This window comes from Nonomuraea sp. NPDC052116 (assembly GCF_040680035.1).
Taxonomy (GTDB): domain Bacteria; phylum Actinomycetota; class Actinomycetes; order Streptosporangiales; family Streptosporangiaceae; genus Nonomuraea; species Nonomuraea angiospora_A.
This window is the reverse complement of record NZ_JBFAWA010000052.1, coordinates 1-26,813: the sequence shown is the minus strand read 5'-3', so window position 1 is coordinate 26,813 and position 26,813 is coordinate 1. Positions and strand designations below refer to the sequence as shown.

General features: G+C 70.7%; 27 protein-coding genes and 1 pseudogene. 16 read left to right on the top strand and 12 right to left on the bottom strand.

Features of this window, described 5'->3' with window-relative positions:
* Position 1: 1 nt before the first annotated feature.
* Together AB0L65_RS56865 and AB0L65_RS56860 are read right to left on the bottom strand one after the other, a co-directional pair.
* A complete protein-coding gene (locus AB0L65_RS56865) occupies positions 2–1,702 on the bottom strand; it encodes a GAF domain-containing protein (RefSeq protein ID WP_364265002.1) in 1,701 nt (566 codons plus the stop codon).
* A gap of 206 nt (positions 1,703–1,908) precedes the next feature.
* Positions 1,909–2,154: a pyridoxamine 5'-phosphate oxidase family protein gene (locus AB0L65_RS56860; protein ID WP_364265000.1), complete on the bottom strand. Its 246-nt coding sequence runs from the start codon at positions 2,152–2,154 to the stop codon at positions 1,909–1,911.
* A gap of 290 nt (positions 2,155–2,444) precedes the next feature.
* Between AB0L65_RS56860 and AB0L65_RS56855 the strand changes: the two genes are divergently transcribed.
* Positions 2,445–3,086: a response regulator transcription factor gene (locus AB0L65_RS56855; protein WP_364264998.1), complete on the top strand. Its 642-nt coding sequence runs from the start codon at positions 2,445–2,447 to the stop codon at positions 3,084–3,086.
* Positions 3,087–3,658: 572 nt separating this feature from the next.
* Here the strand turns inward: AB0L65_RS56855 and AB0L65_RS56850 are convergent.
* On the bottom strand, positions 3,659–3,964 hold the full coding sequence (locus AB0L65_RS56850; protein WP_364264996.1) for a hypothetical protein: 306 nt from the start codon (positions 3,962–3,964) through the stop codon (positions 3,659–3,661).
* Positions 3,965–4,101: 137 nt separating this feature from the next.
* Between AB0L65_RS56850 and AB0L65_RS56845 the strand changes: the two genes are divergently transcribed.
* Both AB0L65_RS56845 and AB0L65_RS56840 read left to right on the top strand, forming a co-directional pair.
* Positions 4,102–4,407 carry a hypothetical protein gene (locus tag AB0L65_RS56845; protein WP_364264994.1) on the top strand — a complete coding sequence of 102 codons (306 nt, stop codon included), beginning with the start codon at positions 4,102–4,104 and terminating at the stop codon, positions 4,405–4,407.
* Positions 4,408–4,593: 186 nt separating this feature from the next.
* Entirely contained in the window at positions 4,594–5,499 is a 906-nt protein-coding gene (locus AB0L65_RS56840; RefSeq protein ID WP_364264992.1) for a TNT domain-containing protein, read from the top strand.
* A 548-nt stretch (positions 5,500–6,047) separates the two neighbouring features.
* Here the strand turns inward: AB0L65_RS56840 and AB0L65_RS56835 are convergent.
* The 3 genes from AB0L65_RS56835 to AB0L65_RS56825 all read right to left on the bottom strand — a co-directional run bounded on the left by AB0L65_RS56835 (position 6,048) and on the right by AB0L65_RS56825 (position 8,290).
* A complete protein-coding gene (locus AB0L65_RS56835) occupies positions 6,048–6,572 on the bottom strand; it encodes a hypothetical protein (protein WP_364264990.1) in 525 nt (174 codons plus the stop codon).
* Positions 6,573–6,682: 110 nt separating this feature from the next.
* Entirely contained in the window at positions 6,683–7,351 is a 669-nt protein-coding gene (locus AB0L65_RS56830) for a CBS domain-containing protein (RefSeq protein ID WP_364264988.1), read from the bottom strand.
* A gap of 96 nt (positions 7,352–7,447) precedes the next feature.
* Positions 7,448–8,290 (bottom strand): universal stress protein, encoded by an 843-nt coding sequence (locus tag AB0L65_RS56825; protein WP_364264986.1) that lies wholly within the window; start codon positions 8,288–8,290, stop codon positions 7,448–7,450.
* Between the two features lie 125 nt (positions 8,291–8,415).
* Here AB0L65_RS56825 and AB0L65_RS56820 point away from each other — a divergent pair, with 125 nt between their 5' ends.
* On the top strand, positions 8,416–9,084 hold the full coding sequence (locus tag AB0L65_RS56820; protein ID WP_364264984.1) for a pyridoxamine 5'-phosphate oxidase family protein: 669 nt from the start codon (positions 8,416–8,418) through the stop codon (positions 9,082–9,084).
* Here AB0L65_RS56820 and AB0L65_RS56815 read toward each other — a convergent pair.
* Positions 9,056–10,501 carry a wax ester/triacylglycerol synthase family O-acyltransferase gene (locus AB0L65_RS56815; protein ID WP_364264982.1) on the bottom strand — a complete coding sequence of 482 codons (1,446 nt, stop codon included), beginning with the start codon at positions 10,499–10,501 and terminating at the stop codon, positions 9,056–9,058. The two genes, AB0L65_RS56820 and AB0L65_RS56815, sit on opposite strands and share 29 nt — an antisense overlap.
* A 109-nt stretch (positions 10,502–10,610) precedes the next feature.
* Complete coding sequence (locus tag AB0L65_RS56810; protein WP_364264980.1) at positions 10,611–11,489, bottom strand: EamA family transporter; 879 nt, start codon at positions 11,487–11,489, stop codon at positions 10,611–10,613.
* A 68-nt stretch (positions 11,490–11,557) separates the two neighbouring features.
* Here AB0L65_RS56810 and AB0L65_RS56805 point away from each other — a divergent pair, with 68 nt between their 5' ends.
* From AB0L65_RS56805 to AB0L65_RS56780, 6 genes are all read left to right on the top strand, one after another.
* A complete protein-coding gene (locus tag AB0L65_RS56805) occupies positions 11,558–12,427 on the top strand; it encodes a LysR family transcriptional regulator (RefSeq protein WP_364264978.1) in 870 nt (289 codons plus the stop codon).
* 442 nt (positions 12,428–12,869) lie between these two features.
* Positions 12,870–14,417, top strand: a complete 1,548-nt coding sequence (locus AB0L65_RS56800; RefSeq protein WP_364264976.1) for an ABC transporter substrate-binding protein — start codon at positions 12,870–12,872, stop codon at positions 14,415–14,417.
* Entirely contained in the window at positions 14,417–15,376 is a 960-nt protein-coding gene (locus AB0L65_RS56795) for an ABC transporter permease (protein WP_364264974.1), read from the top strand. Before AB0L65_RS56800 ends, AB0L65_RS56795 begins: the two co-directional genes overlap by 1 nt.
* The gene (locus AB0L65_RS56790) at positions 15,373–16,242 is read left to right on the top strand and encodes an ABC transporter permease (protein ID WP_364264972.1); all 870 of its coding nucleotides are present in this window, start codon (positions 15,373–15,375) and stop codon (positions 16,240–16,242) included. The genes AB0L65_RS56795 and AB0L65_RS56790 overlap by 4 nt, the downstream gene beginning before the upstream one ends.
* A complete protein-coding gene (locus tag AB0L65_RS56785; protein ID WP_364264970.1) occupies positions 16,239–17,219 on the top strand; it encodes an ABC transporter ATP-binding protein in 981 nt (326 codons plus the stop codon). Before AB0L65_RS56790 ends, AB0L65_RS56785 begins: the two co-directional genes overlap by 4 nt.
* Positions 17,216–18,238, top strand: a complete 1,023-nt coding sequence (locus AB0L65_RS56780; protein WP_364264968.1) for a dipeptide ABC transporter ATP-binding protein — start codon at positions 17,216–17,218, stop codon at positions 18,236–18,238. Before AB0L65_RS56785 ends, AB0L65_RS56780 begins: the two co-directional genes overlap by 4 nt.
* A gap of 3 nt (positions 18,239–18,241) precedes the next feature.
* Here AB0L65_RS56780 and AB0L65_RS56775 read toward each other — a convergent pair whose 3' ends face one another.
* The 3 genes from AB0L65_RS56775 to AB0L65_RS56765 form a co-directional block, all read right to left on the bottom strand.
* Entirely contained in the window at positions 18,242–19,363 is a 1,122-nt protein-coding gene (locus tag AB0L65_RS56775; protein WP_364264966.1) for a CU044_5270 family protein, read from the bottom strand.
* On the bottom strand, positions 19,360–19,896 hold the full coding sequence (locus AB0L65_RS56770; RefSeq protein ID WP_350736030.1) for a sigma-70 family RNA polymerase sigma factor: 537 nt from the start codon (positions 19,894–19,896) through the stop codon (positions 19,360–19,362). The genes AB0L65_RS56775 and AB0L65_RS56770 overlap by 4 nt, the downstream gene beginning before the upstream one ends.
* Positions 19,897–19,975: 79 nt before the next feature.
* Complete coding sequence (locus AB0L65_RS56765; RefSeq protein ID WP_364264965.1) at positions 19,976–20,917, bottom strand: LacI family DNA-binding transcriptional regulator; 942 nt, start codon at positions 20,915–20,917, stop codon at positions 19,976–19,978.
* Between the two features lie 163 nt (positions 20,918–21,080).
* Here AB0L65_RS56765 and AB0L65_RS56760 point away from each other — a divergent pair, with 163 nt between their 5' ends.
* Genes AB0L65_RS56760 through AB0L65_RS56740 form a run of 5 tightly spaced genes read left to right on the top strand, consistent with a single transcriptional unit; the run spans position 21,081 to position 25,785 of the window.
* Positions 21,081–21,872, top strand: coding sequence for an ABC transporter permease (locus tag AB0L65_RS56760; RefSeq protein WP_364264964.1), 792 nt, complete (start codon positions 21,081–21,083; stop codon positions 21,870–21,872).
* Positions 21,869–22,660 (top strand): ABC transporter permease, encoded by a 792-nt coding sequence (locus AB0L65_RS56755; RefSeq protein WP_364264962.1) that lies wholly within the window; start codon positions 21,869–21,871, stop codon positions 22,658–22,660. The genes AB0L65_RS56760 and AB0L65_RS56755 overlap by 4 nt, the downstream gene beginning before the upstream one ends.
* Positions 22,657–23,646, top strand: coding sequence for an ABC transporter ATP-binding protein (locus tag AB0L65_RS56750; RefSeq protein ID WP_364264960.1), 990 nt, complete (start codon positions 22,657–22,659; stop codon positions 23,644–23,646). Before AB0L65_RS56755 ends, AB0L65_RS56750 begins: the two co-directional genes overlap by 4 nt.
* Before the next feature lie 16 nt (positions 23,647–23,662).
* Positions 23,663–24,715: an extracellular solute-binding protein gene (locus AB0L65_RS56745; protein ID WP_364264958.1), complete on the top strand. Its 1,053-nt coding sequence runs from the start codon at positions 23,663–23,665 to the stop codon at positions 24,713–24,715.
* Positions 24,712–25,785 carry a hypothetical protein gene (locus tag AB0L65_RS56740; RefSeq protein ID WP_364264956.1) on the top strand — a complete coding sequence of 358 codons (1,074 nt, stop codon included), beginning with the start codon at positions 24,712–24,714 and terminating at the stop codon, positions 25,783–25,785. The genes AB0L65_RS56745 and AB0L65_RS56740 overlap by 4 nt, the downstream gene beginning before the upstream one ends.
* Positions 25,786–25,824: 39 nt before the next feature.
* On the opposite strand, the gene AB0L65_RS56735 is transcribed toward AB0L65_RS56740, so the two are convergent.
* Positions 25,825–26,025 (bottom strand): hypothetical protein, encoded by a 201-nt coding sequence (locus tag AB0L65_RS56735; RefSeq protein WP_364264954.1) that lies wholly within the window; start codon positions 26,023–26,025, stop codon positions 25,825–25,827.
* A 288-nt stretch (positions 26,026–26,313) separates the two neighbouring features.
* On the opposite strand from AB0L65_RS56735, the pseudogene AB0L65_RS56730 reads away from it, so the two are divergent.
* Positions 26,314–26,813: pseudogene (locus AB0L65_RS56730) on the top strand (hypothetical protein); the annotation flags it as partial.

Below are 26,813 nucleotides of genomic sequence, written 5' to 3'. Positions count from 1 at the left end.
CTCACAGAGGGACATGCCAGCGTAACCGCGTGCCTTTCCCGTCCGGGCCCGGGCTCTCCAGCTCGGCGGCGCCGCCCAGGCGGCCTGCCCGTTCCTCGATGTTGCGCAGGCCGCTTCGGCGTCCGCCCTCCCCCAGGCCGACGCCGTTGTCGGAGACCACGAGGGTGACGCCGTCTCTCGACACCTCGGCCGAGACGTCGGCGCGGGTGGCGTGGGAGTGGCGTACGACATTGGACAGGGCCTCGCGCAGGACGGCCAGCAGCTGCTCGGCGACGCCTTCGGGCACCAGCGTGTCGATCTGACCTTCCATCCGCAGGCCCGGCATGAACCCCAGATGGCTGCCGGCGCCCTCCACCAGGTCCACGATCTGCCCCCGCAGGCTGGGCGCGGCCTGGTCGTGGGAGACCTGGAGGGCGAAGATGGACGAGCGGATCTGCCGGATCGTCTCGTCCAGCTCGTCGATGCCGCGCTGCAACCGTTTCGCCGCCTCCGGATGGTCCACCAGCCGCACGGTGCTCATGAACGTCATCGCGGTCGCGAACAACCGCTGGATCACCACGTCGTGCAGGTCCTTGGCGATCCGGTCCCGGTCCTCCAGCAGGCCGAGCCGCTCCGCGTCCCGGCGCGCCTCGGCCAGTTCCAGCGCGATCGCCGCCTGGCCCGCGAAGGCGTGCAGCATCTGCCGGTCCGCGGCGCTGAACGGCAGCCGCCCGTCCCGCTTGGCCAGCGCGAGCACCCCGCGCACCTTCGGCGGGGCGCCGAGCGGGATCATGAGCCCGGGGCCGTAACCCAGCCGCCGCAGCGGCGAGTCCAGGTACGGAGCGCTCTGCAGGTCCGCGTCGGTCAGCGGCTCCCCCTGGGCGAACACGTCGCCGGCGAGCGTGGCCGACATCTCGAAGGCGGTTCCCAGCATTTCCTCGGCGCCCTCTCCTTCGGCGACCTGCGCACGCAGCGAGTCGCCTGCCGGGTCCGGCAGCAGTACCTGGACCAGGTCGGCGTCACTCATCTGGCGGGCGCGTGCGGCCACCACGGCGAGCACCTGACCCGGTTCGGCGCCGGACAGCAGGCTCGTGGTCACCTCCGAAGAGGCCTGCAGCCAGGTCTCGCGCCGCCGCGACTCCTCGTACAGGCGGGCGTTCTCGACGGCGACGCCGGCCGCGGTGGCCAGCGCGATCACGATCGCCTCGTCCTCCTCGTCGAACTCGCCGCCGCCGCGCTTCTCGGTCAGGTAGAGGTTGCCGAACACCTCGTCACGCACCCGTACGGGGACGCCGAGGAAGGTGCCCATCGGCGGGTGGCCGGCCGGGAAGCCGTACGACTCCGGGTGATCCGAGATGCGGCGCAGCCGCAGCGGCCGGGCGTCCTTGATCAGTAACCCGAGCAGGCCGAGCCCATGCGGCCAGTGCTCGATGCGAGCGATCTCCTCCTCGCTCAGCCCGACCGGGATGAACTGGATGAGGGTGTTCTCCTGGCCCACCACGCCGAGCGCGCCGTAGCCGGCGTCGACCAGCTTGGTCGCGGTCTCCACGATGCGCCGCAGCACCGTTTCCAGGTCGAGGTCGCTGCCCACGGACACGACGGCCTCGAGCAGCGCGTGCACCCGGTCCCGGGTGGCAAGCACGGCGTTGAGCCTTACCTGCAGCTCGGCCAGCAGCTCATCGAGCCGCATGTGCGGCATCAACGGACGGTGCTCGCTTTCCATATCGATCAGTCTGGCATCCCACAAAAACGCTTCCCACCCTCCGTTCCCGGTGTCCCCAGGCCACCTTGGAAAGCGGTCCACGGGGAAACGGAGTCCGGCCTCCGCTGTCAGCGGCCACCGGGATCATGGACGAGAGCGGCGTCGAACGGCCGGTCGCCCACCACCGGGACCTGCGCGACGATGACGAGACCAGGCGCCGCACACCCTCATCCGGGGACAGCGGCAGGGACCAGTTCGTAGCCGGTGATGATCTGCGGACAGATGCGGATCACCTGGTCCGGCTGCCCCATCACCCACGGCTTGATCATGGACTTGAGCCGGGCCGCCTCACCGGGATCCTGCACGAGCTGGGCGAAACCGGTGACGACCACGTTCCAGCCGAGGCGTTCCTCGACGTCCAGTTCGTCCGCTTCGAAGGCCACCACGGCTCCGCCTGTCGTCCTGTAGTTCACCGCGAAAGCGTGCTGTACGGGCGAGGCCAGGAACAGGGTCCAACGTCCCTTCTTGGCGCATCTTCTCCGGGCTCCGCCGCCGCAGTGCGATGAGCCCGTGGAAAGGTTGCCCGCGTGACAGGCCCAGCCTGGGAGCGGGTGCCGCCCGGCCTCTTTCGGTGAAGCGGCCGGTCTCGTACGCCCACCGCGGCATGGCGTGCGCCACCCTCGACGATCGAGCGCCTCGGGTGCGCCCGGCTAGGGACTTTGGCCTCTTTGTGATCGCGGATCGGGTGACTAGCGTCGGGCGCATGATTCGCGTGTTTCTCCTTGACGACCATGAGGTCGTACGGCGCGGGGTCGCCGCCCTGCTGGACTCCGAGGACGACATCGAGGTCATCGGAGAGGCCGGAAGCGCCGAGTCGGCCATCGCCCGCATCCCCGCGCTCAAGCCCGACGTCGCGGTGCTGGACGTGCGGTTACCGGATGGCAACGGCGTGGACGTGTGCCGAGAGGTCCGTTCCCGGGTGCCCGGGCTGGCCTGCTTGATGCTGACGTCGTTCGCCGACGACGACGCGCTGTTCGACGCGGTGATGGCCGGGGCGTCCGGGTATGTGCTCAAGCAGATCCACGGCTCCGACCTGGTCGGCGCCGTACGCACGGTCGCCTCGGGACAGTCCCTGCTCGACCCGCAGACCACCGCCGCCATGCTGCAGCGCCTGCGCGACCAGGCCGCCCGCAAGGACCCCCTCGCCGCGCTGACGGACCAGGAACGCCACATCCTCGACCTGATCGGCGAAGGCCTGACCAACCGGCAGATCGGCGAACGACTGTTCCTGGCCGAGAAGACGGTCAAGAACTACGTCTCCAACCTGCTGGCCAAGCTCAACATGCAACGCCGCACCCAGGCCGCCGCCCTGTCCGCCCGCCTGCGGGCCTACAAGCCAGAATGATCACTCCGGCGTGCCTGGGCAGCCGCCGGTCACTGCCGCCCGCAACGGCCGCAGCGGATGCCGTTGCACGGGTCGGCACGGCGGCGGCGGTGTCGAACAGTCGACCCTCGCTGGAGGCCTTCCGCTTCACAACCTTGCGCCTCATGAGGTCCGGGCTGGGGTGGGGCCTGTGATGGTCCCGCCGCCGAGCAGCTAACCGAGTGCCGTGCGGTGGGCCTGCGTACGACCACCTCCCCGCCGGTACGCCGTGCGGCCGGCCACCAGGAGGGCCGCCCGGCCGGAGGCGTCGGTGAGCGCGACCGGCCCCGACACAGCCTCCTCGCTGACCCCACCTGCGGGTTTCCACTCAGGGCCCTTGCCGAGTCCGGGACGACCTGCCGTTGCGCCACACGGATCTCGTCCGCGCCGGCCACGGTCTCTCGTGTTCGGCAGAGCGGGCGGCGCAGCAGGCCGGCGCTGCTGAGCACTGACAGCGAGGACACGGCGCCGGTAGAAGGGTTCGGAGGGCCGGCTGGAGAGTCCGGACCGACTGCGTGACCCGTCGTGTCCCCGGTGCGGTCACGAGGTGCGGCTCAGCTCGCGGGCAGGGCGGTGGCCAGCAGGACGACGCCGAGCGACCCCACCAGTGAGGCCACTGCCATGGTCCGCGCCAGCCGGGGACGGGCCGCGCTCGAGGCCCGGCCGTGGAGAGCGGCGGCGGCCATGACCGCGCAGAAGAGCAGCAGCTTGGCGGCCAGGATCCGGCCATAACCGGGATCGGCGAGCGAGGACCAGGTGACGCCCTTGTGCCAGGCGAGCGCGGCACCGGTGCCGATTTGGACCGGCAAGAACGCGGCCACGGTGATGATCCCGAAGCGGCGGCCGACCGCGGTCAGCACCTCGGCCCGCGGTAGTCGGCATGGTCGAGCCGTGCTACAACCACGTCGATGCGTGGCCGCCTCGCTGGGGACCACATCGCGCCCTCCTTTACATCGTAGATCAACTTCTTGCGGCCAAATGGCCCTCCTTCGCCTACATGGCCGCGATCAAGGAGTGGAACGGCGCCAACATGCCGCTCAGTCACACGTCGGCCTTCCTGGATGCCCACCTGGAACGCGACCTCGCCGAGAAGCGGGCGACCCGACCTGGGCGACCGAGTCGATCGGCGACATCGGCGGCGACGGCCGCCCGCGCCGTAGGGCCATTCGCCACCGGCGCCAACCCGATGAGCAACCGCGACCGCCTAGGCATGATCGCCTTCGCCCGCCGAACTCCCGCACGACCGCGTTGCGAGATCGGCACATATCCGACAAAGACCAACATGCGCAATAAATTCAATTAATGACAATCCTTACCACTTTTGTCGCAACATCTTTACCTTTTCCTTATAACACCGAAGATGCGCCACAGGCGGCGCTGGGAATGTAGAACCCGGTCACCGCATTCAGATGCACGCCTCCGCACGGACATACTCAGACATGCCGGTGATCTATTTTTTCACTTCCCAAGTGCAACCAACGGATTAATTATGCGATTTCATCGACGAAGCGCCGCACTGGCTGCCGCTATATGCGCGCTGGCCAGCACCCAAAGCGGCGTGGCCGCGCATGCTGACAATGCCGCCCCGCCGGCAACCCAGCTCGTCCAACCCATGGCCTTCAGCCCCACGGCGCCCCCGGACAAAAGCGAGACCGAAACCGGGAGTACGCAGAGCAGCGGCCAGGTATGCGGATCACCGTACATAACCGGAGACCCGGATCTGGGACCGAAGCTCCTGCCCCAGACCGGCTACATCAGCAATCTTCTGCGCGGCTACGTGCCGTTGGGCGGTCTGAGTCCCCAGCATTTCCTCGGGCGCTACTGGGACTACGTCGTGAACAACTATCGTTTCCCGCCCGACGCCGGATTCGCCCGTTCCGGCGATTATCCCAACGGCAGACTGCTGCTCAAGACGACGTTTCTCCAGGCTGGCATGAGAATCGACCGTTTCGGCGGCTACACCGGGTCATTCTTGGCGCCACTGGGCGACCTGTACACCAGGCGCGCGTTGCCACCGCGGAATCTCAACACCAACGCGCAGGATCCCGAGCACCTGTGCAACTATCACGCGTTCCGGGTGCTCAAGTCGTTCCGCGTCGATGTGGGCCCGGTGGCGCCCGCCTTCGAGCAGCCAGGCGGCGGCACGCAATATCACGTGCTCAGCAAGTACATTCCCGAGGCTCCTCAGACAAGCGAAGAAGTCCCGATCAGCTGGTTGCTGCAGAACGGTTATCTGGAAGAGATCGAGCCGGTCATCCTGACCGACCTCAGGACCGGCTCTCCCATCACCAACAACGGCACGGTAAGCAACCAGACCACCGCCATAAGCCCTCGGACCACGGGCGACAAGGCCGGCGGGCAGCAGCTGAGCCGTACAAGCGCCGGAAAAGCGTGACGGGAAAAGCTCTCCTGTCCGCTGAGGCCAGGTAGGCACCGGCAGCGCTCGCCTTCAGCGCGATGGGCACATCTCACTGAAGGCGAGCGGCCGCGCACCTCGGAGGCCGCGACCGCGACGGGACCAGCTCCGGCCGGCGGTCTCCATCCAGGTCCGCCATGCAGCTTCACCTGCCACGATCCCGGCCAGGACGACCGGGTCCCGGGTGGCGTCGGTCGCCGGGATCGGCGGTGCGTGCGGTCGCACCCGTCCGGCCACCTGGTCGCGGCGCAGTCCCGCAAGTGGCGGCGCTCGTGTGGGACGGCCGGGTCCGCGTAGAAGGTGGCCGGACCCAGCCCCGCCGCCGCGGGCCCACCGCCAAGGCCGGAACGGGGTACTCGTCGACGATCGACTCGATCAGGTCGATATCCAGGTAATTCTTCTACCAGAGCACCAAGTGCTACCCGATTCCCTGGTCCTCGTACCCACATCTCCAGCTGGGCGCCGCGACCGCTGCACGAGCAGCGCGACGCCCACCCCTTCCGAGGGGTGGGCGTGGGGGTCGCCGGCTACCTGAGGTAGGGGTTGTGCCGGACGATGGGGAGGTTGCCGAGTCCGAGGGTGGTTCCCGCGTCGGCGAGGGCGAGGCCGGCCAGGACGATCGCGTAGACGATGTGCTCGTCCATGAACGGGTTGTTGGCCAGAGGCAGCTCGGCCGCCCACATGAGAGCCAGCATCAGGCCGCCGGCGACCGCGGCGATCCTGGTGCCGACGCCCAGGACCAGCGCCAGGCCGATGCCCAGCAGACCGGCCATGAACAGCCAGTCCACCCACGCCAGCCCGGCCAGCGAGCCGAAGAAGCCGCCCAGCGCGTTCTCGCCGGTGCCCTTGAGGAACCCGGTCGTCGGGCTGCCGCCGTAGATCCAGGCGCGGTCGGCCGGGGTGGCTAATCCCCAGCCGAAGGTCTTGTCCAGGAACGCCCACAGGAAGATCCAGCCGATCGAGATCCGGGCGATCGCCCAGACGTAGTCGACGGGACGGCGGGTGGTGGCGGTGCCGGTGTCCGTGCCGGGCCTGTTGACGGTGGTGTTCATGACGGCCCCCTTTCGGTGGGGATCGGTCGTCCTTGTCACATCCCAAGCAGACCGTTTTCGCTCTCTTCGAGGCAGTGCCGTACGGCCTGCGGCGCCGGGACCTTCGTCCCTCAGCCGCCGTCCCGGAAGGACCCCTGGATGATGAGGAGGTCGTCCTTGTCGAAGGTCACCTCGGACCTCACGTCCACGACCCCCTCGATCAGCCGGACCTGCTCCGTCAAAGCCAGGGCCTGGGATTTCCACTCGACCACGCCGCTGATCGTCACCACGCCCTGGTGGATGCCGACGGTGAACGCCTCGGGATCCGGCAGGACGGCTCTGACGTCCGCTGCCAGTTCCTCGGCCGGACGGGTGAAGACGCGCAGCACATCGCGCTGGTGCAGGGTGCCGACGATGCGTCCGGTGTTCATGTCGATCACGGGGAGCTGCTTGACGCGCTCGGCGTGCATCAGCCGGGCCGCGTCCCGCACGGAGGTGTCCGGTGTGACGGTGATCGCCGGGGAGGTCATGAGCTGAACGGCGGTCACGCCCGCGGCCTTCCGGTGCTCCTGCTCCCGCCGGCGAGACTCGAAGATCGGCACGCCGTGCCTGACGGTGTCGGCCTCCTTGAGGAGGAGATCGTCTTCGGAGACGACCCCCACGGGCCGTCTGTAGGCGTCGATCACGGTGACCGCGCCTACCGCGAACCGCTCCATGGCCTCCACGATCTCGGCGAAGGAGGCCTCCTTCAGCACCGCGATGGCCACCCGGCCCATGACGTCCTTGACTTCGAGCGACATAGCTCCACCTCCGCTTTCACGATCCGCCGGCCCTGCCTCCTCCGGCAGTGGCCAACGTCCCCGATGCCGGGTGACCAAGGTCCTGACCGGCGATTATCAGGCGCGGACCACCGCCACCGGGCAGTGCGCGTGGTGCAGGACACCCCGGCTGACCGAGCCGAGCAGCATCGAGCCCAGGGCTCCGCGCCCGTGCGAGCCCACCACCAGCAGGTCCGCCCGCTCGGACGCGTCGGTGAGCGCTTCGACGGGATGGGCGGATTGGACGTCCTCGATCACCTTCACCTCTGGATGGTCAGCGCTGAGGATCTTCACCCGGTCGCGGACGACCTGATGCTGCGCCGTACGGATCTCGTCCATGTCGTAGCTGATCTCCGGCGCGAAGGCGTGCACCGGCAGTTGCCAGGCGTGCACCACCCGTAGCGCGCTCCCGCGCAGATTCGCCTGTTCGAAGGCGTAGGCCAGCGCGGGCTCGCACGCCGGCGAGTCGTCGACCCCGACCACGACCTCCTGGCACACCGGCCGCCGCTCGCCGCGCACGACCACGACGGGACAGGGCACGTGGCCGGCCACGTGCATGCTGACCGAGCCCAGCAGCGCGCCGGTGAACCCGCCCAGCCCCCGGCTGCCGACCACGACCTCGGTGGCGTCCTTGGCCTGCTCGCGCAGGACCTCGGCGGGCGCGCCCTCGAGGTCCTCGGTCGTGACCTCGATGGTGAGCTGGCGCGCGCACACGAGCACTTCCGCCTCACGCAGGATCCTCTGTCCCTCGCGCCGCAGCGCGTCCGGGAGAGCGTCGATGGGGTACTTGCGGATCTGGTACGGCGAGCGGTCCATGGCGTGCACGATCCGCAGCGGCACCCGCATGCGGTATGCGTCGTCGGCCGCCCATTCCAGCGCGGCGCGCGAGTTCTCCGAGCCGTCGGCTCCTACGATGATCACGATACGCCTCCTTCGTCACCCTCCATCCGACCCGCTCGCGCCCGTCCGCAGCAGGGCCGGAGGTCGGTCCGGCAAAGGCCGAAGGACCCTGTCCGCCGAGCGGGCGACTGGCTAGCTTCGTGGACATGACCAGGGAGGACACGCTCATGACCGGCACCGGCGACTTCGCGCGTCGCATCAGCTATCACCGTCATCGGCTCGGCCTCACCGCCGAACAGGTGGCCGACCGGGCGGACATGTCCGCCGGATACGTCCAGCACCTCGAAAGCCATCTGGGCACTCCTGACACAGGTACGGTGGCCCGCCTGGCCACCGCCCTCGAAACGACGGCCGAGGACCTGCTGGGCGGCGGCCGCGATCTCCCGCCAGGCCCCGGATCCGGCTCGGCCGACGCGGTCCTGGAAATCCTCGAACCCGAGGAGTGCCTGCGGCTGGTCGCCCCGGGCGGCATCGGCCGGGTGGCGTTCAACGGTCCGGAGGGGCCCACGGTGCTGCCCGTGAACTACAAGGTCCACGACGGCGCCATCGTCTTCCGCACCGCCCGCGGCGGCCCCATGGACCAGGACCTGCGCAGCGGCGTGGAAGGGGTGGAGATCAAGATCGGCTTCCAGGTCGACCGGATCGACGAGGCTCAGAGGGAGGGCTGGAGCGTCCTCGTCCAGGGCCCCGCCCACCACGTGCCCGAGGACGAGGTCATCCTGGCTGACGTCACCCCGTGGGCGGGTGGCGAGCGTCGCCTCTACGTCCGCATCATCCCGCACCACATCACGGGCCGCCGCATCCACGGCCTCTGAGCCCTTGGGTTTTCCTGCGGGCTCCTGCCCTCCTCGGGCTCGGCCTGAGCTCGTCCAGGGCCTCGCGCAGGTAGCCGGGAAAGGCCCACACGTCGGGGACCAGCTCCCCGCAGGCGGTGAACCCGACGTCGAGGCGCCCGTTGTAGGAGAAGGCCGTGACGTTCACGGCGCCGCTCACGTCGGTGACCACGGACACCGGATAGTGCGCCAGCAGCCTGACCCCGGCGATCCGCAGCGGGAACTGCGGGCCGGGAACGTTGGAGACGACCACGTTGACAGGCGGCCCCGTACGTCCCAGAAGATCAAGCGCGGCGCGGTCGGCCAGGCCGTTCAGGGCGGCGGGCATGCTCTCGCTCAGGTCACGCAGCAGGCGCGCGGGGGTCAGGGCGAACCGTTCCTTGATCTGCCGCATCCCCTCGCTCACGAGTTCGAGCCGCCGGCGGGGATCGTCCATGTGCGTGGGCAACTGTGTGATCATCATGGTGACCTGGTTGCCCTCGTTCACGCCTTCCTGGCCGCGTACGGAGAACGGCACCCCCGCGACCAGGGGGATCTCCGGCAGCGCCGCGTGGGCCAGCAGCCAGCGCCGCAACGCGGAGGCCACGAGCGCCATCACGACGTCGTTCACGGTGACGCCGAAGGCGTTCTTGACCCGTTTGATCTCCTTCAGCGGCAGCTCGGCGAAGGCGTAACGGCGGCGGGAGGAGACCGGGCCGCTGAGCGGGGTGTGCGGGGCCTCCATGTCCGGCAGCTCAGGCCGGGGTGCGCGCCGGATCAGCCGCGCGACCCCGCTCGCGCCGGGCAGCCGGGAGATGACGGGGAGCTGGTCCAGCACCGGCAGGGCCTCGCCCGCGAACCGCAGCAGGTGCGCGGGGTTCCCCGCAAGGTGCCAGGCGCTCCTGGCCAGCATGCGCCACAGCCCCGGAGGGGCTTCGAGCTCGTACGAGGCCGCTTCGGGCACGGGATCCATGAGCGCGGCGAGCACCTCCGCCCCCGTCAGCCCGTCGACGGCGGCGTGGTGGACCTTGGCGTAGATACCGCAGCGGCCGCCGGCCAGGCCGTGGATCAGGTACATCTCCCACAGGGGACGGGTTCGGTCCAGGCGGCGCTCGTGCAGGCGGGCCACCTGCTCGCCCAGCTGCAGGTCGTCACCGGGAGGGGGCAGGGTGAGCTCCCGGACGTGATGGTCCAGGTCCACCTCGCCGTCGTCGGCCCAGTACGGGTGATCCAGGCCGAGGGGCACGCGGACCAGGCGCTGCCGCAGCTGCGGCACCCCGGCCATCCGCTCCGCCAGCCTGCGCTGGATCTTCTTCCTGGACAGGTCCTTGTACAGCACGGCCAGACCGCCGACGTTCGCGACGTTGGTGGCGGTCTCGAAGTTGAGGAACTGCGCGTCCAGCGCGCTGAGCTGCCGCATGTCTCTCCCCTCTGCCCTCATTCCACCGTGCGTCACCGCGCCGCCCCAGGGCCACAAGTCCCCCTCGAACAGGGCCAACGACCTGATCGGCCGGCTCGGCGTACGATGATCAGCGCTTGGGAGCCACGGCGGCGGCGTTGGCGGCGACGATCATGGCGATGGCCGGCCACGAGGCCGCGTCAAGGCGCTGGTCGAGAACGACCATGCCGATCAGGGCGGCGAACACCGGGTTGACGCTCATGAAGATCCCGAAGAAGTGGGCGGGGACCCGGCGCAGGGCGAGCAGGTCGGCGAGGAACGGCACCGCGGAGGACAGCACCCCCGCGGCGAACGCGCACAGCAGGGCACCGGCGGTGGGCCGGTGGAGCCACAGGACGACGACGCCGACGGGCAGGTAGAGCACGCCGGAGACGGCCGCGGCGGCGGCCGATCCCTGCAGCCCGGGCAGGCGCTCGCCCACGGTGCGGTTGAGCAGGACGTAGCAGCCCCAGCAGACGGCGGCGACCAGGGCCAGGCCGATGCCGAGGTAGTCGGTGCTGGGCTGGGGGCGGGCGAGGATCGCCACGGCCGCCGCGGCGGCGAGAGCGCACACCAGATCGGTACGGCGGCGCGAACTCGCCAGCGCCACGGCGAGCGGGCCGAGGAACTCCAGGGTGACCGCGAGTCCGAGCCCGATCCGGCCGATCGCCGCGTAGAGCGTCAGGTTCATGGTCGCGAAGACCACGGCCAGCCCCAGCACCGGCCGCCACTGCGCGGCGCTGAACGAGCGCAGCCTCGGCCGGCCAGCGCTCAGCAGCACCGCGGCGGCCACCCATTGGCGCACCGCCACCACCCCCACCGGCCCGAGGACCGGAAGGGCGAGCGCGGCGACCGACGCTCCGACCTGGTTGGACAGCCCGCTGCCCACCATCAGCGCCATCCCGGACCACCGCGTCGGGCTCGTCCGCGAGGCGGGAACGGCCGTCTCCGTGCCTGCTTCGAGTGCCATGGCACAACCATCCGGTACGCCGAAGCATACGCAAAATGCATCCAAGGGCGTATCTATACTCTGGACGCATGGATGGTCGTAAGGAGCTGGAGCTGCGGCACCTGCGCTGCCTGGTCGCGATCGTCGACACCGGCAGCTTCACGGACGCCGGGATCGAGCTGGGCCTGTCCCAGGCGGCGGTCTCCCGCACCCTGCTGGCGCTGGAGCGGATCCTCGGGGTGCGGCTGCTGCACCGCACCAGCCGCACGCTCACCCCCACCACCGCCGGTGTGCAGGTCCTGGCCCGCGCCCGCCACCTGCTCGCCGAGGCCGACGAGCTGGTCCACCAGGCCACCACCGGCCACACCCGGTTGCGCATCGGCCACGCCTGGTCCGCCATGGGCCGGCACACCGCCGAGTTCCAGCGCCGGTGGCACGACCGCTACCCCGGCGTCGAGCTCCACCTGATCCGCCACAACACCCCCACCGGCGGTCTCGCCGAGGGCCTGTGCGACCTGGCCGTCGTCCGCACCCCCATTGACACCCGCCGCTACGCCCACGCGCTCGTCGGCCACGAGCGCCGCTACCTCGCCCTGGCCTCCGACGACCCCTGGGCCGGACGCCGCAGCATCCGCCTGGACGAGATCCGCGAGCGCACCCTGGTGGTCGACCGCCGCACCGGCACCACCACGCTGGACCTGTGGCCCGAAGGCGCCCGCCCCGCGACGGAGTACACCCACGACATCGACGACTGGCTCGCCGCCATCGCCACCGGCCGCCGCGTCGGCGTCACCCCGCAGGCCACCGCCAACCAGTACCGCCGCGACGGCATCACCTACCGCCCCCTGCGCGACGCCGACCCCGTACCCGTCCATCTCATCTGGCGGCGGCACGACCCCCACCCCGCCACCCACGCCGCCGTCGCCCTGCTCGCCGATCTCTACCGCGAAGGCGCCTGACGCTCAAGCGAAGCGTTCCCCAGCCCGCCCGGTCAGGTGCTCGGCGTCGGGATCGGCCCGTTCGCCTGGGTGCCGTGTGAGCAGCCGCACGCTTCCCCGGAACCCCCGGCGGCAGCGGCAAGGGGCCGCACCAGGAGCGCGATCGCCTTGACGATGTTCTCCCGCAGCACCTCATCCGGGCCGCCGAGCCGGCCCTGCCCGCCGACGCGATCGCCGAACTCGGCTCCATCGGAGCCTGCCGCCCCTGACCGCGCACGACGTCTCTCAGCCGTCCGGCCGTGGGGTTCATCGGCCTCGGCACCCACTGCCGGACAACGCGCAGTCGTCGGTAGTCCGAAGACTTAGTGGAACGTTACACAAACCCCGCCGCTTGCGTGGAGCCTACATTACTGTAAGTATCTTTACAGTCACTCAATGTGCACGACCCTTTCAGGAGGCTCCCATGAACCGCCTGTCAGGCGCGCTGGCCGTCGTCGTCCTCGTGCTCGCCGCCGGCTGCTCCGGCCCGGCCGACTCCCCCGCTCAGGATTCCGCGCACAACGCGATCAACATCCACCTGTACCAGAAGCCGAAGCGCTTCTCCCCGCTGGATCCGCCCACCGGCCCCGACCAGCAGGTCATGACGTTGATCTTCGACAACCTGCTGACCGTCGACGACTCCTACGCCTACGCGCCGCGCCTGGCCGAGCGCTGGGAGGTGGACGAGGACCGGATCACCTTCCACCTGCGCGCGGGCCTGAAGTGGAGCGACGGCATGCCGTTCACCAGCGAAGACGTGCTGTTCACCTACAGGCTGCTGGCCGACGCCAAGAGCGGCAGCGCGATGGCGGGCAAGCTGGCCGGGGCCGCCTTCGAGGCCCCGGACGACGCCACGTTCGTGATCAGGCCGGCCAGGCCGAACGTCGGCTTCCTCAGCCTGATCGCCGGGCCGTTCGCCTTCATCCTGCCCGAGCACGTGCTCGGCATGGAGCCGGTGGACAAGATCGCCGGCAGCACCTTCTTCAACCACCCGACGGTCGGCATGGGCCCGTACACCTTCGTGACCTACAAGACCGACCAGTACGTGGAGCTGGCCGCCAACCCGCACTACCGAAAACCTGTCGCGATCCCCAGGATCTTCCTCAGACCCATCAGCTCTGACGTGGCGACCGCGCAACTCGGCACCGGCGAGATGGACCTGGTCCAGATCTCCCCCACCGACCTGCGGGCGGTGGAGGAGCTCAAGGGCGTCACCGTCTCGGCGAAGCCGAGCCCGGGCTTCATCAGGATCGCGGTCGACCAGAGCGACAAGCGCTTCGCCGATCCCCGGGTACGCCGGGCGATGCTCCACGCGATCGACCGCGAAGCGCTGGTCGCCAAGCTCCTGGCCGGCCACGGCCGGGTGCAGAACTCCTCGTTCGTCACCCCGTGGGCGCTGCCCGGCACGCTGGAGGAGTACGCCTACGACCCGGCCAGGGCCAGGTCGCTGCTGGCCGAGGCGGGCTGGAAGGCCGGCCAGAAGGTGACGCTGTCGTGGATCCCCGGCCAGCGCGACCGCGACGTGACGGCCACGGTGGTGCAGGGGGCGCTGAGCGCGGCGGGGATGACCGTCGAGCTCAAGCAGGTGCAGGCGGCCGAACTGCTGGAGTCCTACGAGAAGCGCACGTTCGACCTGGCGCTCTTCGGCGGCGGCAGCTACGCCGTGGACCCCTCCAGCAGCGTCACGATCATCAATTGCGCCGCTTTCTACCCCGGCGGGGGAAATATCAGTAACTTCTGCGACGAGTCGCTGGACACCCTCGCCGCCCGAGCCGACGCCCGCACCGACCGCGACCAGCGCGCCAAGCTCTACCAGGAGGCCGCGAGCAAGGACAACGCCCAGGTCCCGTACCTGTGGCTGTACAACCCCGACACCCTGTGGGCCACCGGCTCGCGGCTGCGCGGCTTCAAGCCCAGCGGCGACTTCACCACCGGCTTCTGGAACGCCGACGAGTGGACCCTGGCCGGCTGATGCTCGCCTACCTCGTGCGCCGGCTCCTGACCAACGCCGCCGTCTTCCTGCTCATCAGCGCCGGCGTGTTCCTCCTGGTCCGCGCCGCGCCCGGCGATCCGGTCCGGATGATGGTCGATCCCGAGCGGCTGGCCTCGGGCGGCCCGGCGTTCGTCGCCGCCAAACGCGCCGAACTCGGCCTGGACAGGCCGGTCCTGGTCACGTACGGCATATGGCTGCGTGACGTGCTGGGCGGCGACCTCGGCCACTCCTTCGTGAGCCGCCGCCCGGTGGCCGAGGTGCTCGGCGAGCGGATGGGCCCCACCGTGCTGCTCATGGGCACCGCCCTGGCGATCGGCCTGGTGCTGGCGGTGGCGGCGGGCACGCTGGCCGCGATCCGGCGCAACACCGCGGTCGACCACGCCACCACCGTCGCCGGCCTGGGCGCGATCTCGGTGCCCAGCTTCTTCCTGGGCATCGCCGCGATCTACCTCTTCTCGCTGCGGCTCGGCTGGGCGCCGTCCTCCGGCATGTCCACACCGGGCGACGGCGGCGCCGCCGACCTCCTGGCCCACCTGGTGCTGCCGGCGGCCGTCCTCGGGCTGTCCATCGCCGGGCCGTTCACCCGGTACGTGCGCGCCGGGCTGCTGGCGGAGCTCGACGCCGACTACGTGCGCACGGCCGAGGCCAAGGGCGCCGGTCCCGGCCGGGTGCTGATGCGGCACGCGCTGCGCAACGCCCTGATCCCGCTCATCACCGTCGTCATGATCTCCGTCCCGCAGCTGCTGGCCGGCGCGGTCGCCGTGGAGCAGGTCTTCGCCTGGCCGGGCATGGGGCAGCTCGCCGTCAGCTCGATCGGCCAGCTCGACCACCCGGTGGTGATCGGGTTCGCGATGTTCGTCGCGGTGCTCGTCCTGGTCTGCAACCTCGCCGCCGACCTGCTCTACGCGGTGGCCGACCCGAGGATCAGCCTGTCATGACCACCACCGTCACCCCCGCCTCGCCCCGCTCGCTCGCCGCCCGGCGCTTCCGGCGCAACCGCATGGCGCTGGCCGGCGCCGTGTTCCTGACCGCCGTCGGCGTGCTGGCGCTGGCCGCGCCACTGGTGGCCGGGCACGACCCGAACACGGTGGACCTGGCCGCCTTCCGCGAGCCGCCGTCAGCCGCGCACCTGCTCGGCACCGACTCCTCCGGGCGCGACGTGTTCGCCAGGCTCGTGCACGCCGGCCGGGTCTCGCTGCTGGTCGGCCTGCTGTCGTCGCTGGCGGCGGTCGCCTTCGGCACGCTGCTCGGCGCGCTGGCCGGCATGCTCGGCGGGCCGGTCGACGCCGTCGTCATGCGCGCCGCCGACGTGGTGCTCTCCTTCCCGTCGCTGGTCGTCATCGTCGTGCTGGCGGGCGTGCTCGGGCCGGGCGCCGCGATGCTCGTGCTCGTCTTCGCCGCGTGCAACTGGCCGACCGCCTGCCGCGTGGTGCGCGGGCTGACGTTGTCGCTGCGCGAGCGGGAGTACGTCCAGGCGGCGCGCGCCTTCGGGGCCGGGCGGCTGACGGTGATCGGCCGGCACGTGCTGCCCGCCGTCCTGCCGCAGGTCGCGGTGGCCGGCACGCTGCTGGTGGCGCAGCTGATCCTGCTGGAGGCGGTGCTGTCCTTCCTCGGCCTCGGCGTACGGCCGCCGCGGGCCAGCTGGGGCAACATGCTGACCGACGCCCAGAACCTCACCCTCATCCAGACCATGCCGTGGTTGTGGCTGCCGCCCGGCCTGGCCATCGCGCTGACCGTGCTGGCCGTGAACTTCGTCGGCGACGGCCTGCGCGACGCCGTGGACCTGAAGGGAGTCCGCGGATGACGCCGCTGCTCACGGTCGACGACCTCGCGGTCGAGTTCCGCACGCGGGACGGCGTGGTGCGCGCCGTCGACGGAGTCAGCCTGGAGGTGGGGCCGGGCGAGATCCTCGGCGTGGTCGGCGAGTCCGGCTCGGGCAAGAGCGTGACCGCGATGTCGGTGCTCGGCCTGGTCCGGCCGCCGGGGCGGGTGGTGCGCGGCAGCGTCCGCTTCGACGGCGAGGACCTGCTGGCGCTGCCCGCGCGCCGGCTGCGCCGGATCCGGGGCCGCCGCATCGCGATGATCTTCCAGGACCCGATGACGGCGCTCAACCCGGTCGTCCCGGTCGGCGCCCAGATCGCCGAGGCCATCAGGCTGCACCAGCCGCGCCTCGGCCGCGCCGCCGTGCGGGCCCGCGTGCTGGAGCTGCTGGCCTCCGTCGGCGTCGCCGACCCCGCCGCCCGGTACGGCCGGCACCCCCACGAGTACTCCGGCGGCATGCGCCAGCGCGCGATGATCGCGATGGCCCTGGCCAACGAGCCCGACCTGCTCATCGCCGACGAGCCGACGACCGCGCTGGACGTCACCGTCCAGTCCCAGGTGCTCGGCCTGATCGACACGGCCACGCGGGAGGCCGGCGCGGCGGCGGTGCTCATCACCCACGACCTGGGGGTGATCGCCGAGCTGGCCGACCGGGTCGCGGTCATGTACGCGGGCCGCGTCGTCGAGCACGGCGACGTGCACCAGGTCTTCGCCACGCCCAGCCACCCCTACACGCGCGGCCTGCTGGCCGGCCGCCCCCGTCTGGAGCAAGCGACGGGGGGCCTGGTGCCGATCCCTGGCAGCCCGCCCGACCTGCTGGCGCCGCCGCCCGGCTGCGCCTTCGAGCCGCGCTGCGCGTTGGCCGCCGGCCGCGCCGCCTGCCGGGCGGACCGTCCCGAGCCGGTCGCGGTGGCCGCCGGTCACCTGTCGGCCTGCCATTTCCACGAGGAGCCGGTGTGAGCGAACCCGTGCTGGCCGTCGAGGGCCTGGTCAAGCACTTCCCGATCCGTACCGGGATCCTGCGCGGGCGGAGCGGGGCGGTCCGGGCCGTGGACGGCGTGGACCTGGCGCTGCGCTCCGGCCGTACCCTCGGGCTGGTCGGCGAGTCCGGCTGCGGCAAGACCACGACGGGCCGGCTCGTCGTGCGCCTGGCCGAGCCCACCTCCGGCCGCATCCTGTACGGCGGGCGCGACCTGGCCGCCATGTCGCCCGCCGAGCTCCGGGCGCTGCGCGGCGAGATCCAGATCGTCTTCCAGGACCCGTACTCGTCGCTGCCGCCGCGGCTGACCGTGCACGAGATCGTCGCCGAGCCGCTGCGCACCCAGGGCCGCTACCGCCGCGGCGGCCGGGAACGGGTCGGCGAGCTGCTGGAGCTGGTGGGCCTGTCGCCCGAGCACGCCAACCGTTACCCGCACGAGTTCTCCGGCGGCCAGCGCCAGCGCGTCGGCATCGCCAGGGCGCTGGCCCTGAACCCGCGCGTGCTGGTGCTGGACGAGCCCGTCTCGGCGCTGGACGTCTCGATCCGGGCGCAGGTCGTCAACCAGCTCGCCCAGCTGCAGCGCGAGCTGGGCCTGGCCTACCTGTTCATCTCGCACGACCTGTCGGTCGTGCGGCATCTGTGCGACAGAGTGGCGATCATGTATCTGGGCCGGATCGTGGAGGAGGGCGAGCGGGCGGAGATCTTCGCACGGCCCGCCCATCCCTACACCAAGGCGCTCATCTCGGCCGTGCCGATCTCGTGTCCGTCGCAGCGGGGTGAGCGGAGGCGGATCGTGCTCGCCGGTGACGTGCCCAGCCCGGCCGACCCGCCGTCGGGCTGCCGCTTCCGTACCCGCTGCTGGAAGGCCCGGGAGCGGTGCGCCGTAGAGGAGCCGGAGCTGACCGGCGCGGGGCACCGCGTCGCCTGCCACTTTCCCGAGGAGAGCACCGATGTCGGACGGGAGGAGCAGCCGGCCTGGGCCGGCCGCTCCGACCCGTGACGGTCACTCGGGCTTGTCGTCCGTCCAGCCCGCCTTGATCACCGCGATGGAGTTCCACATCGTGCCGGGCTCGAAGCCGGCCTGGAGGCCGCGCGGCTTCACCGCGACGTACTCGCTCGCCAGGGCCTGTCCGGCCGCCTCGTCGATGATCAGCCGGTGCTCCGTGACGCCGCCGTCGAAGGTCGGCTCGTTGATCGCCACGGCCGTGCCCGTGCGTCCCTCGGCATCCGTGACGTTCTCGATGACCCGTACGTCGCCGAGCTCGGCCAGCATCCGGAACGCGGCGCCGCGCACCTCGGGCGTCACCGGCATATCCATGATCAACCCAGCGCTGATCACGAACAGCCACCCGTCACCCTGCATCGGCACGTCGTTGTCACGGCCCTTCCAGCTCAGGAGTCGCTTCTTGAGCTGGTCGGGGTCACGGGGCAGCTCGCGCAGGTCCTTCACCGAAACGTTGCGGCCCAGCCAGAACACCTTGTCCCCGTCGGTCAGCGGGCTGCGGCCGGTCATGGCCCGGCCCGGCGACGTCTTCAGGATCATGGGCTTGGGCTTCCTGGGGACCGTGACCTCGATGGAGGTGGGCGACCCGGCCCGCTCCCACGCCTGCCGGTCCTCCTCGGTGGCCGGGCGGGCTCCGAGGGACCGCATGCGGCCCCACTGCCTCTGGTCCGGGCCGGTGGCGCCGGGCGTCCAGCCCTCGTCCCGCCGCTGGTCGAGCACCCGGTAGCCGCCCTTGGCCGCGGCGAACAGGGTCCGGCGCACCGACACGGTGTGCCAGTACTCGCCCTTGCCCTCCGGTTGCCGCTCCGCCCGCGCGGCCGCGGCCAGCAGCACCTCCCGGGCCGACAGCGTCACCGCCTGCCGGGTGCTCGCCGGGGTGTCGGGGCCTCGTGCCGTGGACGCCGTGCCGTTCGTCGCGACGACCACGGCCACGGCGGTGACGGCCGCCGCGGCTCCGGCGAGCCCCAGGCTCCATACGTGCCGCGCGGGCCTGCGCCGGCGCCGGGCCGGCCGGGGCCGGGACATGGCGCGGGAGAGCTCGGCGGCCCGGGTGCGCGGGTCGATCGGGCGGTCTCCGAGGTCGGCGGGCCGGGCGGCCCGGAGTTCGTCGATGGGGTTCATGACCACTCCTCGTTGAGGCTCCGCACGTGGGGCAGGGGTTCGCGCCGTGGGCCGGCGTCCGTGGCCTCCATGGCCTGCTTGAGCCGTTTGCGCGCCCGGTGCAGCCGTACGCGGAACGCCGCCGACGAGCAGCCGACGACCCGCGCGCCCTCCTTCGGCGACAGCCCGTGCCAGGCGACCAGGACGAGGATCTCCCGATCGTCCTCGGGCACGGCGGCCAGCGCGCGCAGCACGCCCATCCGCTCGGTCACGTGTTCGGCGACGTCGCCCTCGGCCCAGGCCCGCAGCTCCGCGGCGACCGCCTCGCGGCGTACCTCGGCGCGGACGTTGTCGCGCAGGACGTTCCTGGCGACGCCGAGCAACCACGGCAGCGCCGGCTCGGGCACGTCCTCCAGCCGCCGCCAGGCGATCGCGAACGTCTCGCTCACCACCTCGTCCGCCACCTGGCGGCCCGCGCGGCTCACGACGTAGGCCCACACCCGTTGTCGGCATTCGTCGTACATGCCGGTGAACCGGTGCTCATCATCTGACACCGCCCAGCCCCTTCGTTCGGGATGCGTTCTTCTGACACCACGAAGTGGCCGCAACCCGCCCGTTGTTACACCATTTCGGTCAGCTGATCGGGACGGTGAGGCGGCGGGTGGTGGGTGACGGCTCCCTGCGCTCCCCGAGGAGGGCCATGAGCTGGTCCATGGCCACCTCGCCGAGCTTCTCGCCGTCCACGTCGATCGCGGGGACGTCGCCCAGGCCGAGGCTCTCGACGATCATGCGCTCCGAGCTGACCACGACATCGCGGACCCCGCGGTGGAGCAGGGCGAACATGAGGCCCAGGCCGATCGAGGTCGCGTACGGGACCACGGCGGTGGCGCGGGCGGCCACCACGGCCTCCGCCGTCTCCACCCCGGCGGCGAACGTCGAGGGGTGGGGCCCGAGCATGGTCAGGGTCGCGCCGCTCGGCCCGGCCGCGGCGCGGATGGCCGCCTGGCGCTGGCGATCCTGCCAGGAGCCCGCCGGGCCGCCGATGTAGACGATGCGCTCGTGACCCATCTCGACGAACCGGTTGACGAGCGTGCCGAAGGCGGTGGCCGTGTCGGCGACCACCGAGGTCATGCCCTCGATCTCGCGGTCGATGAGCACGGTCGGCTTGAACGACGCGGCGGCGCGGACGATCTCGTCCGAACCCCGGGGCGCGGTGAGCAGGAAGCCGTCGACCTGGTGCGCGAGCTGCTCGACCGCGGCGACCTGGGCGGCGTGCTCCAGGGAGTGCACCGCGATGGTCAGCTGCATGCCCGAGTCGGCCGCGCGCGCCTGGGCGCCGCCGATGATCGGGGTGAAGAAGGTGTTGTCGAGCGTGGGCACCACGACGGCGACCACTCCGGTCCGCCCGCGGGCCAGCTGCGTGGCCGCCCGGTTGGGGACGAATCCGAGCTGCTCGGCGGCTGCGCGGACGCGGGCCACCGTCTCCGGGGCGGCCAGGTCCGGCCGGCCCAGGGCGCGAGAGGCCGTCGCCTTGGAAACCCCGGCCAGCGCGGCGACGTCCGCGAGTGTCGGCACTGATCCTCCTTGAGTCGTTACACGGATTTCACACAGGGGTTTGTGCGACAGGCCGCTCATAATCTATGGTCAGGCTCATGCAACCGGTTCCGCAACCGGTTCCATCAAGCGTACGCCACGGAGAAAGGACGCCGACATCTCCCCCAAATCGGCCCTTCTGCTGGTGCCTGGTCTCGTCCTACTCGTCGCGGGTTTCCTCATCCCCTCCGCGGCGATGCTCTTCGCGCCCCCGGACGTGCCGACCGGCGAGATCTTCACGCGTCTGGGCGGGATGCTGACGGATCCGTACGACCTGGAGGTGATCGGGCGCACGGTCGGGCTGGCCCTGGCTGTCACGATCATCTGCGTCGTCCTCGGCTTCCCCATCGCCTACTGGCTCGCCCGCTCGCCGTCACGCTGGAGCGGCGTCTTCCTGGCAGTGGCGATCTTCCCATTGATGCTGAGCAACGTGGTAAGGACGTTCGGCTGGCTGGTGATCCTCGGCTCCAAGGGGGCGCTCGGCCGGCTGCTCGTCCAGCTCGGCATCGTCGACGTGGCGCCGCAGCTGCTCTACACCAAGCTGGCGATCGTCCTCGGCCTCACCCAGCTGTTCCTGCCGCTGGCGATCATCTCCTGCTACTCGGCCGTCGCCCAGGTCGATCCCGGCCTGGACGACGCCTCGCGCGGGCTCGGCGCGAGCCGGATCCGGACGATGTGGAACGTCGTCATCCCGCTGACCATGCCGGGCATCGTGGTGGCCGCCACCCTGGTCTTCGCCGGGTCCGTCACCGCGTACACCACGCCCTACCTGCTCGGCGGGTCCAGCCAGCGGATGCTGTCCACGCAGCTGTTCAACTACGCGAGCACCACGCTCGACTGGGCCTCCGCCTCGGCGACGGCGCTCATCATGACGGTCCTGGTCTTCCTGGTCTCCGGGCTGTCCTCGCTGATCGGGCGGAAGGGGGCCACCTCATGAAGCGGCCGATCACGGCGGCGCTCGCGGTCATCGGCTACGTCATCATGATCGTGCCGATCATCTTCGTGGTCGCCACGGCCTTCACCGCCGGAAGCACCCTGAGGTTCCCGCCCGACGGGATCTCGCTGCGCTGGTTCGACGAGGCGCTCGGCTACGAGCCGTTCATCGAGGCCGCGCTCTCCAGCCTTGAGCTCGCCGTGCTCGCCACCGCGCTCGCGCTGGTGCTCGGCGTGCCCGTCACGCTCGCCGTCCACCGTGGCAAGCTGCCCGGCAAGGGCCTGGTCGAGGGGTTGTTCCTGTCGCCGCTCATTGTCCCGGAGCTGGTCGTCGGCCTCGCGCTGTTCCAGCAGCTGATGGTCGGCCTGGACCTGGACAACTTCAGCACCCTGCTGGTCGGGCACACGGCGCTGATGCTGCCGTACGCGGTGCGCGTCACCGGCGCCTCGCTCGCGCTGGCCGACCCCGCGCTGGAGGAGGCCGCCCGGGGTCTCGGCGCGTCGCCGCTGCGCGCGTTCCTCAACGTGACGTTGCCCGTCCTGCGTCCGGGCATCTTCTCCGCCGGGCTGCTCAGCATGGTGACGTCGTTCAACAACGTGCCGTTGTCGCTGCTGCTGCAGGGACGCGACTTCCGGACGCTGCCGGTGACGATGCTCGACTACGTGCAGCAGTCGTACGACCCGATGGTGGCCGCCGCCTCCACCCTCATCCTGGCCGCCACCGTGGTCATCGCGGTGATCGCCGAGCGCACGGTCGGATTCGCCAAGATCTTCGGAGGGATCAACCAATGACCGCCGCCGCCGAGCTGATCAAAGTCACCCAGAGGTTCGGCTCCTTCACCGCCGTCGACGAGATCGACCTCGCCGTGCCGGCGGGGAGGCTGACGACGCTGCTGGGCCCGAGCGGCTGCGGCAAGACCACCACGCTCAGGATGATCGCGGGCTACTCCGCACCGACGTCGGGGACGATCCGCATCGACGGGGTCGACAGCACGCGCACGCCGCCGGAGAAGCGCGATCTCGGGATGGTCTTCCAGTCGTACGCGCTGTTCCCGCACATGACGGTGGCCGACAACGTCGGGTACGGGCTCAAGCTGCGCAAGGTGCCGGCCGCGGAGAGACGTACGCGGGTCATGGAGACGCTCGACCTCGTCGGGCTCGCGCACCTGGCCGACCGCAAGCCGAAGAAGCTCTCCGGCGGGCAGCAGCAGCGGGTGGCGCTGGCCAGGGCGATCGCGATCAGGCCCAAGCTCCTGCTGCTCGACGAGCCGCTGTCCAACCTCGACGCCCGCCTGCGCGTCCAGATGCGGGCCGAGATCAGGCGCATCCAGGCGGAGACGAAGCTGACCGTCATCCTCGTCACCCACGACCAGGACGAGGCGCTGGAGATGTCCGACGAGATGGTCATCATGAACGAGGGCCGGATCGTCCAGCAGGGCACTCCCCAGCAGGTCTTCCCCCGTCCCGCCGACCGTTTCGTGGCCGAGTTCCTCGGCTACGAGAACTTCCTCACCGCGGCCGACGGCACGCCGCTGACCATCCGGCCCGAGCATCTGCGCATCGCCGAGAAAGGCGCCGGCCTTGGTCACGACCTCGACGGCACGGTGGTCGACGTGGCCTTCCGCGGCGTCGACCTGCTGGTCTCGCTCGACGTGGTCGACCCGTCGGGCGCGACCGTCAGGCTGCTCGCCGACGTACGCAGCGGCGCTGCCCTGACGCCCGGATCGGGCGTCACGGTGATCGCGCCCGACGACCATCTGGTTTCACTCCCCCGCTGAAAGAAGGAACGACCCCATGCCCACGCGCCGCGCCGTACTGGCCGCTGCTCTGACGGTGCTCGCCGCAGCCGGATGTTCCGGCTCCGGGTCCGCCGAGAAGCAGGCCGATCAGAACACCATCGTCGTCAGCACCTTCCCCTTCGGCGTGAAGGAGTTCGAGCAGGCGGTCGTCGCCCCGTTCAGCAAGCAGACCGGGATCAAGGTCGAGCTGGACACCGGGTCCAACTCCGACCGGCTGTCGAAGCTGAAGCTCGCCAAGGGTGAGCCGGAGGCGGACGTGGTGCTGATCTCCGACTACTTCGCCGCGCTCGGGCAGAAGGACGGCCTCTTCCAGAAGGTCGACGTGCCCAACATGAAGCAGCTCGCGCCGTTCGCGACCGAGGGCTCCTACGAGGGGCCGGCCTACACGCACCAGCTCAACGGGATCATCTACAACACCGGCAAGCTGAGCCAGAAGCAGGCCGCCGACTGGGAGCTGTTCGCGAACGCGGCGAACAAGGGAAAGGTCGCGCTTCCCGATATTTCGGTGACCGCCGGACAACTCATGATTTCGGGGGTGGGTGAGTCGTACGGCAAGGGCCCCTACGACATCGACACCTCGCTGAAGACCCTGTCCGGCTGGGCGCCGAACGTCCTGCAGTTCTACACCTCCTCGACCGAGGTCACGAACCTGCTGACCCAGGGCGAGATCATCGCCGCCGACGCGCTGAGCGGCTTCGCCACCAAGCTCGTCACCTCCGGCGAGCCGATCGCCTGGACGGCGCCCGACAAGGGCCGCTACATGGCCACCAACCGGGCGATGATCCCCAAGGGCGCGCGCAACGCGCAGGGAGCGGCGAAGTTCATCGACTACATGCTGTCGGCCGAGGCGCAGAGCGCCATGGCGAAGGCCGCCGGTGACCTGCCCACGAACCCGAAGGCCGAGATCCCGGCCGACATCGCCAAGGTGACGGGCGAGGCGGCGAAGGACCCGGTGGCCGCCGGGTTCAAGACCCTCGACCCCGCCCAGCTCGTCGACACCCGCACCACCTGGGTCGACCGCTTCACCCGCGAGGTGGCCGGCAAGTGAACCTTGACCTGATGCCCAAGGTCGATCTGCACTGCCACCTCATCGGCACCGTACGCGCCTCCACCTTCGCCGAGCTGGCCCGGCGGGAGGGTCTCGACCTGCCCGACACGCCCGAGCGGATCTACGCGGACGTCAACTCGCTGCCGCCGGACCCGGCGCTCTACCTGGACACCCGGATCCCGGTCCCGCAGGGCAGGAGCGCGGACGAGCCCGAGGTCTCCTACTCGCTGTTCCAGGTGTCCTCGTGGGTGCTGCAGGTCCTGCGCGACGCCGACGATCTCACCAGGATCACCTACGAGGCGTTCGAGGACGCCCACCGGACCAGCGCGACCAGGCATCTCGAGGTCTCCTTCGACGCGCTGACCGAGCATCAGGAGAAGCTCGGCTACGCCACGGTGGTCGAGGCGTACGCCGAGGGCATCAGGATGGCCGAACGCGACTTCGGCATGTCGGGCCGGCTCATCGCGGCCGTCGACCGGAGCAGGTCGGGAGACGAGGCGCTCTCCTGGGTGCGCACGGTCGTGGACAACCCGCACGACTACGTGGCGGGGATCGGGCTGGACAACCTGGAGACCGCCGGGCCGCCGGAGCGGTTCGAGGCCGCCTTCCGGCTCGCCGGTGCGGCCGGGCTGCGCCGCACCGCGCACTCCTCCGAGCACGCGCCCGTCGCCGTCAACACGGTCACCTGCCTCGACGTGCTCGGCTGCGACCGCATCGACCACGGCTACTTCGTGCTCGAGGACGACGAGGTCGTCGCCAGGGTGCGGGACGAGCAGATCCCGTTCACCGTCATCTCGACCACGTCGCGGCGCTCGTGGCGGCCGTGGCGGCGGGCGTCGATCGCGGCGATGCTCGATGCCGGGCTCAACGTCATCCCCGCTTCCGACGACCCGGGGATGTTCCCGACGTCGCTGGCGAACGAGTATCGGATCCTCGCCGAGCAGCTCGCCGTACCGGATGAGCAGTTGCGGGCGATGGCGCTGGCCGGGGTGGAGGCGTGCTGGCTGCCGGAGCCCGAGAAGGACGCCTTGCGCAGGCGCTTCGAGAGCGAGCTCGCGAACGTGGAGTGATCGGGACGGCTTCACGCGGATCGTGTCCCGCTTCGGTGCTCACTTCGGTGACGCCAGGGGCTGCGGCCGGTCCGTCGCTTTCGCGATCACGACGAAGGCGACCACGGCGGGACAGCACAGGCTCCACAGGAGCATCGCGGCGGCGAAGACGCCGCTGTCGTGGGTGGTCATGGCGAGGAGCGCCGAGCGGAAGGACTCCTCGGCGACCGCGCAGACGCCGATCCCGGCGAGGAGCGCCACGGCGAGGCCCGATGAACGGCCGTCCGGCCCGGCGGCTTTCCGGTCGGCCGGCGGCGGGTCCGCGGGCAGCCCGCCCGCGGCGAGCCGGCCGAGGGCTGAGCCTCGCGAGCCTCATCGCTTCGTGGCGACCGAGGGACTTTGAACGGGACTTCCGTACCAGGTCGAGAGGCGAAATCTGCAAGACAGGAAACGTTTACCGATCATCAATCCAAGATCACCCGATTGGACGCCGACAATCCTTACGTTTGCGGCGTTTGTGCATCCCCCTCCGCATGTGGAAGGACATTCATGCGCATTTCCGCTCGGGCGATGATCGCCGCGTTAGCCACCGCCCTGGCAATCAGCGGTGCGAACGTGGCCGGCACCCCGGCCTTCGCGAACGACGACCCCACGCTGGCGGCCCTCACCAAGGTCGTCCCCGAGATCGTCGAGGAGGCCAAGACCGTCCCGCCGACCGTGATCCCCGAAGGCGACGTCCAGCGTCCCTTCGCCGCCGCCACCGACGCCGACCACACGCTGTCGGCGTCGGTCAGCGAGAACGAGATCGGCATCGGCATGCCGGAGGCCAGCGGCGCCGGCAGCCAGCCGCTGCCCGGCCTGGTCACCTACGCCGCCAAGCAGCCCAGCGTCACCTTCGCCCACCAGCGCACCGGCCAGATCGCCCGCGCGATGACCGTCATCCACGGCGCTTCCGCGCCGACCGAGTACCGTTTCCCGATCTCCGCCCCCGAGGGCAGCATGCTGGAGGTCGAGGAGGACGACGGCACCGTCCTGATCTACAACAACGA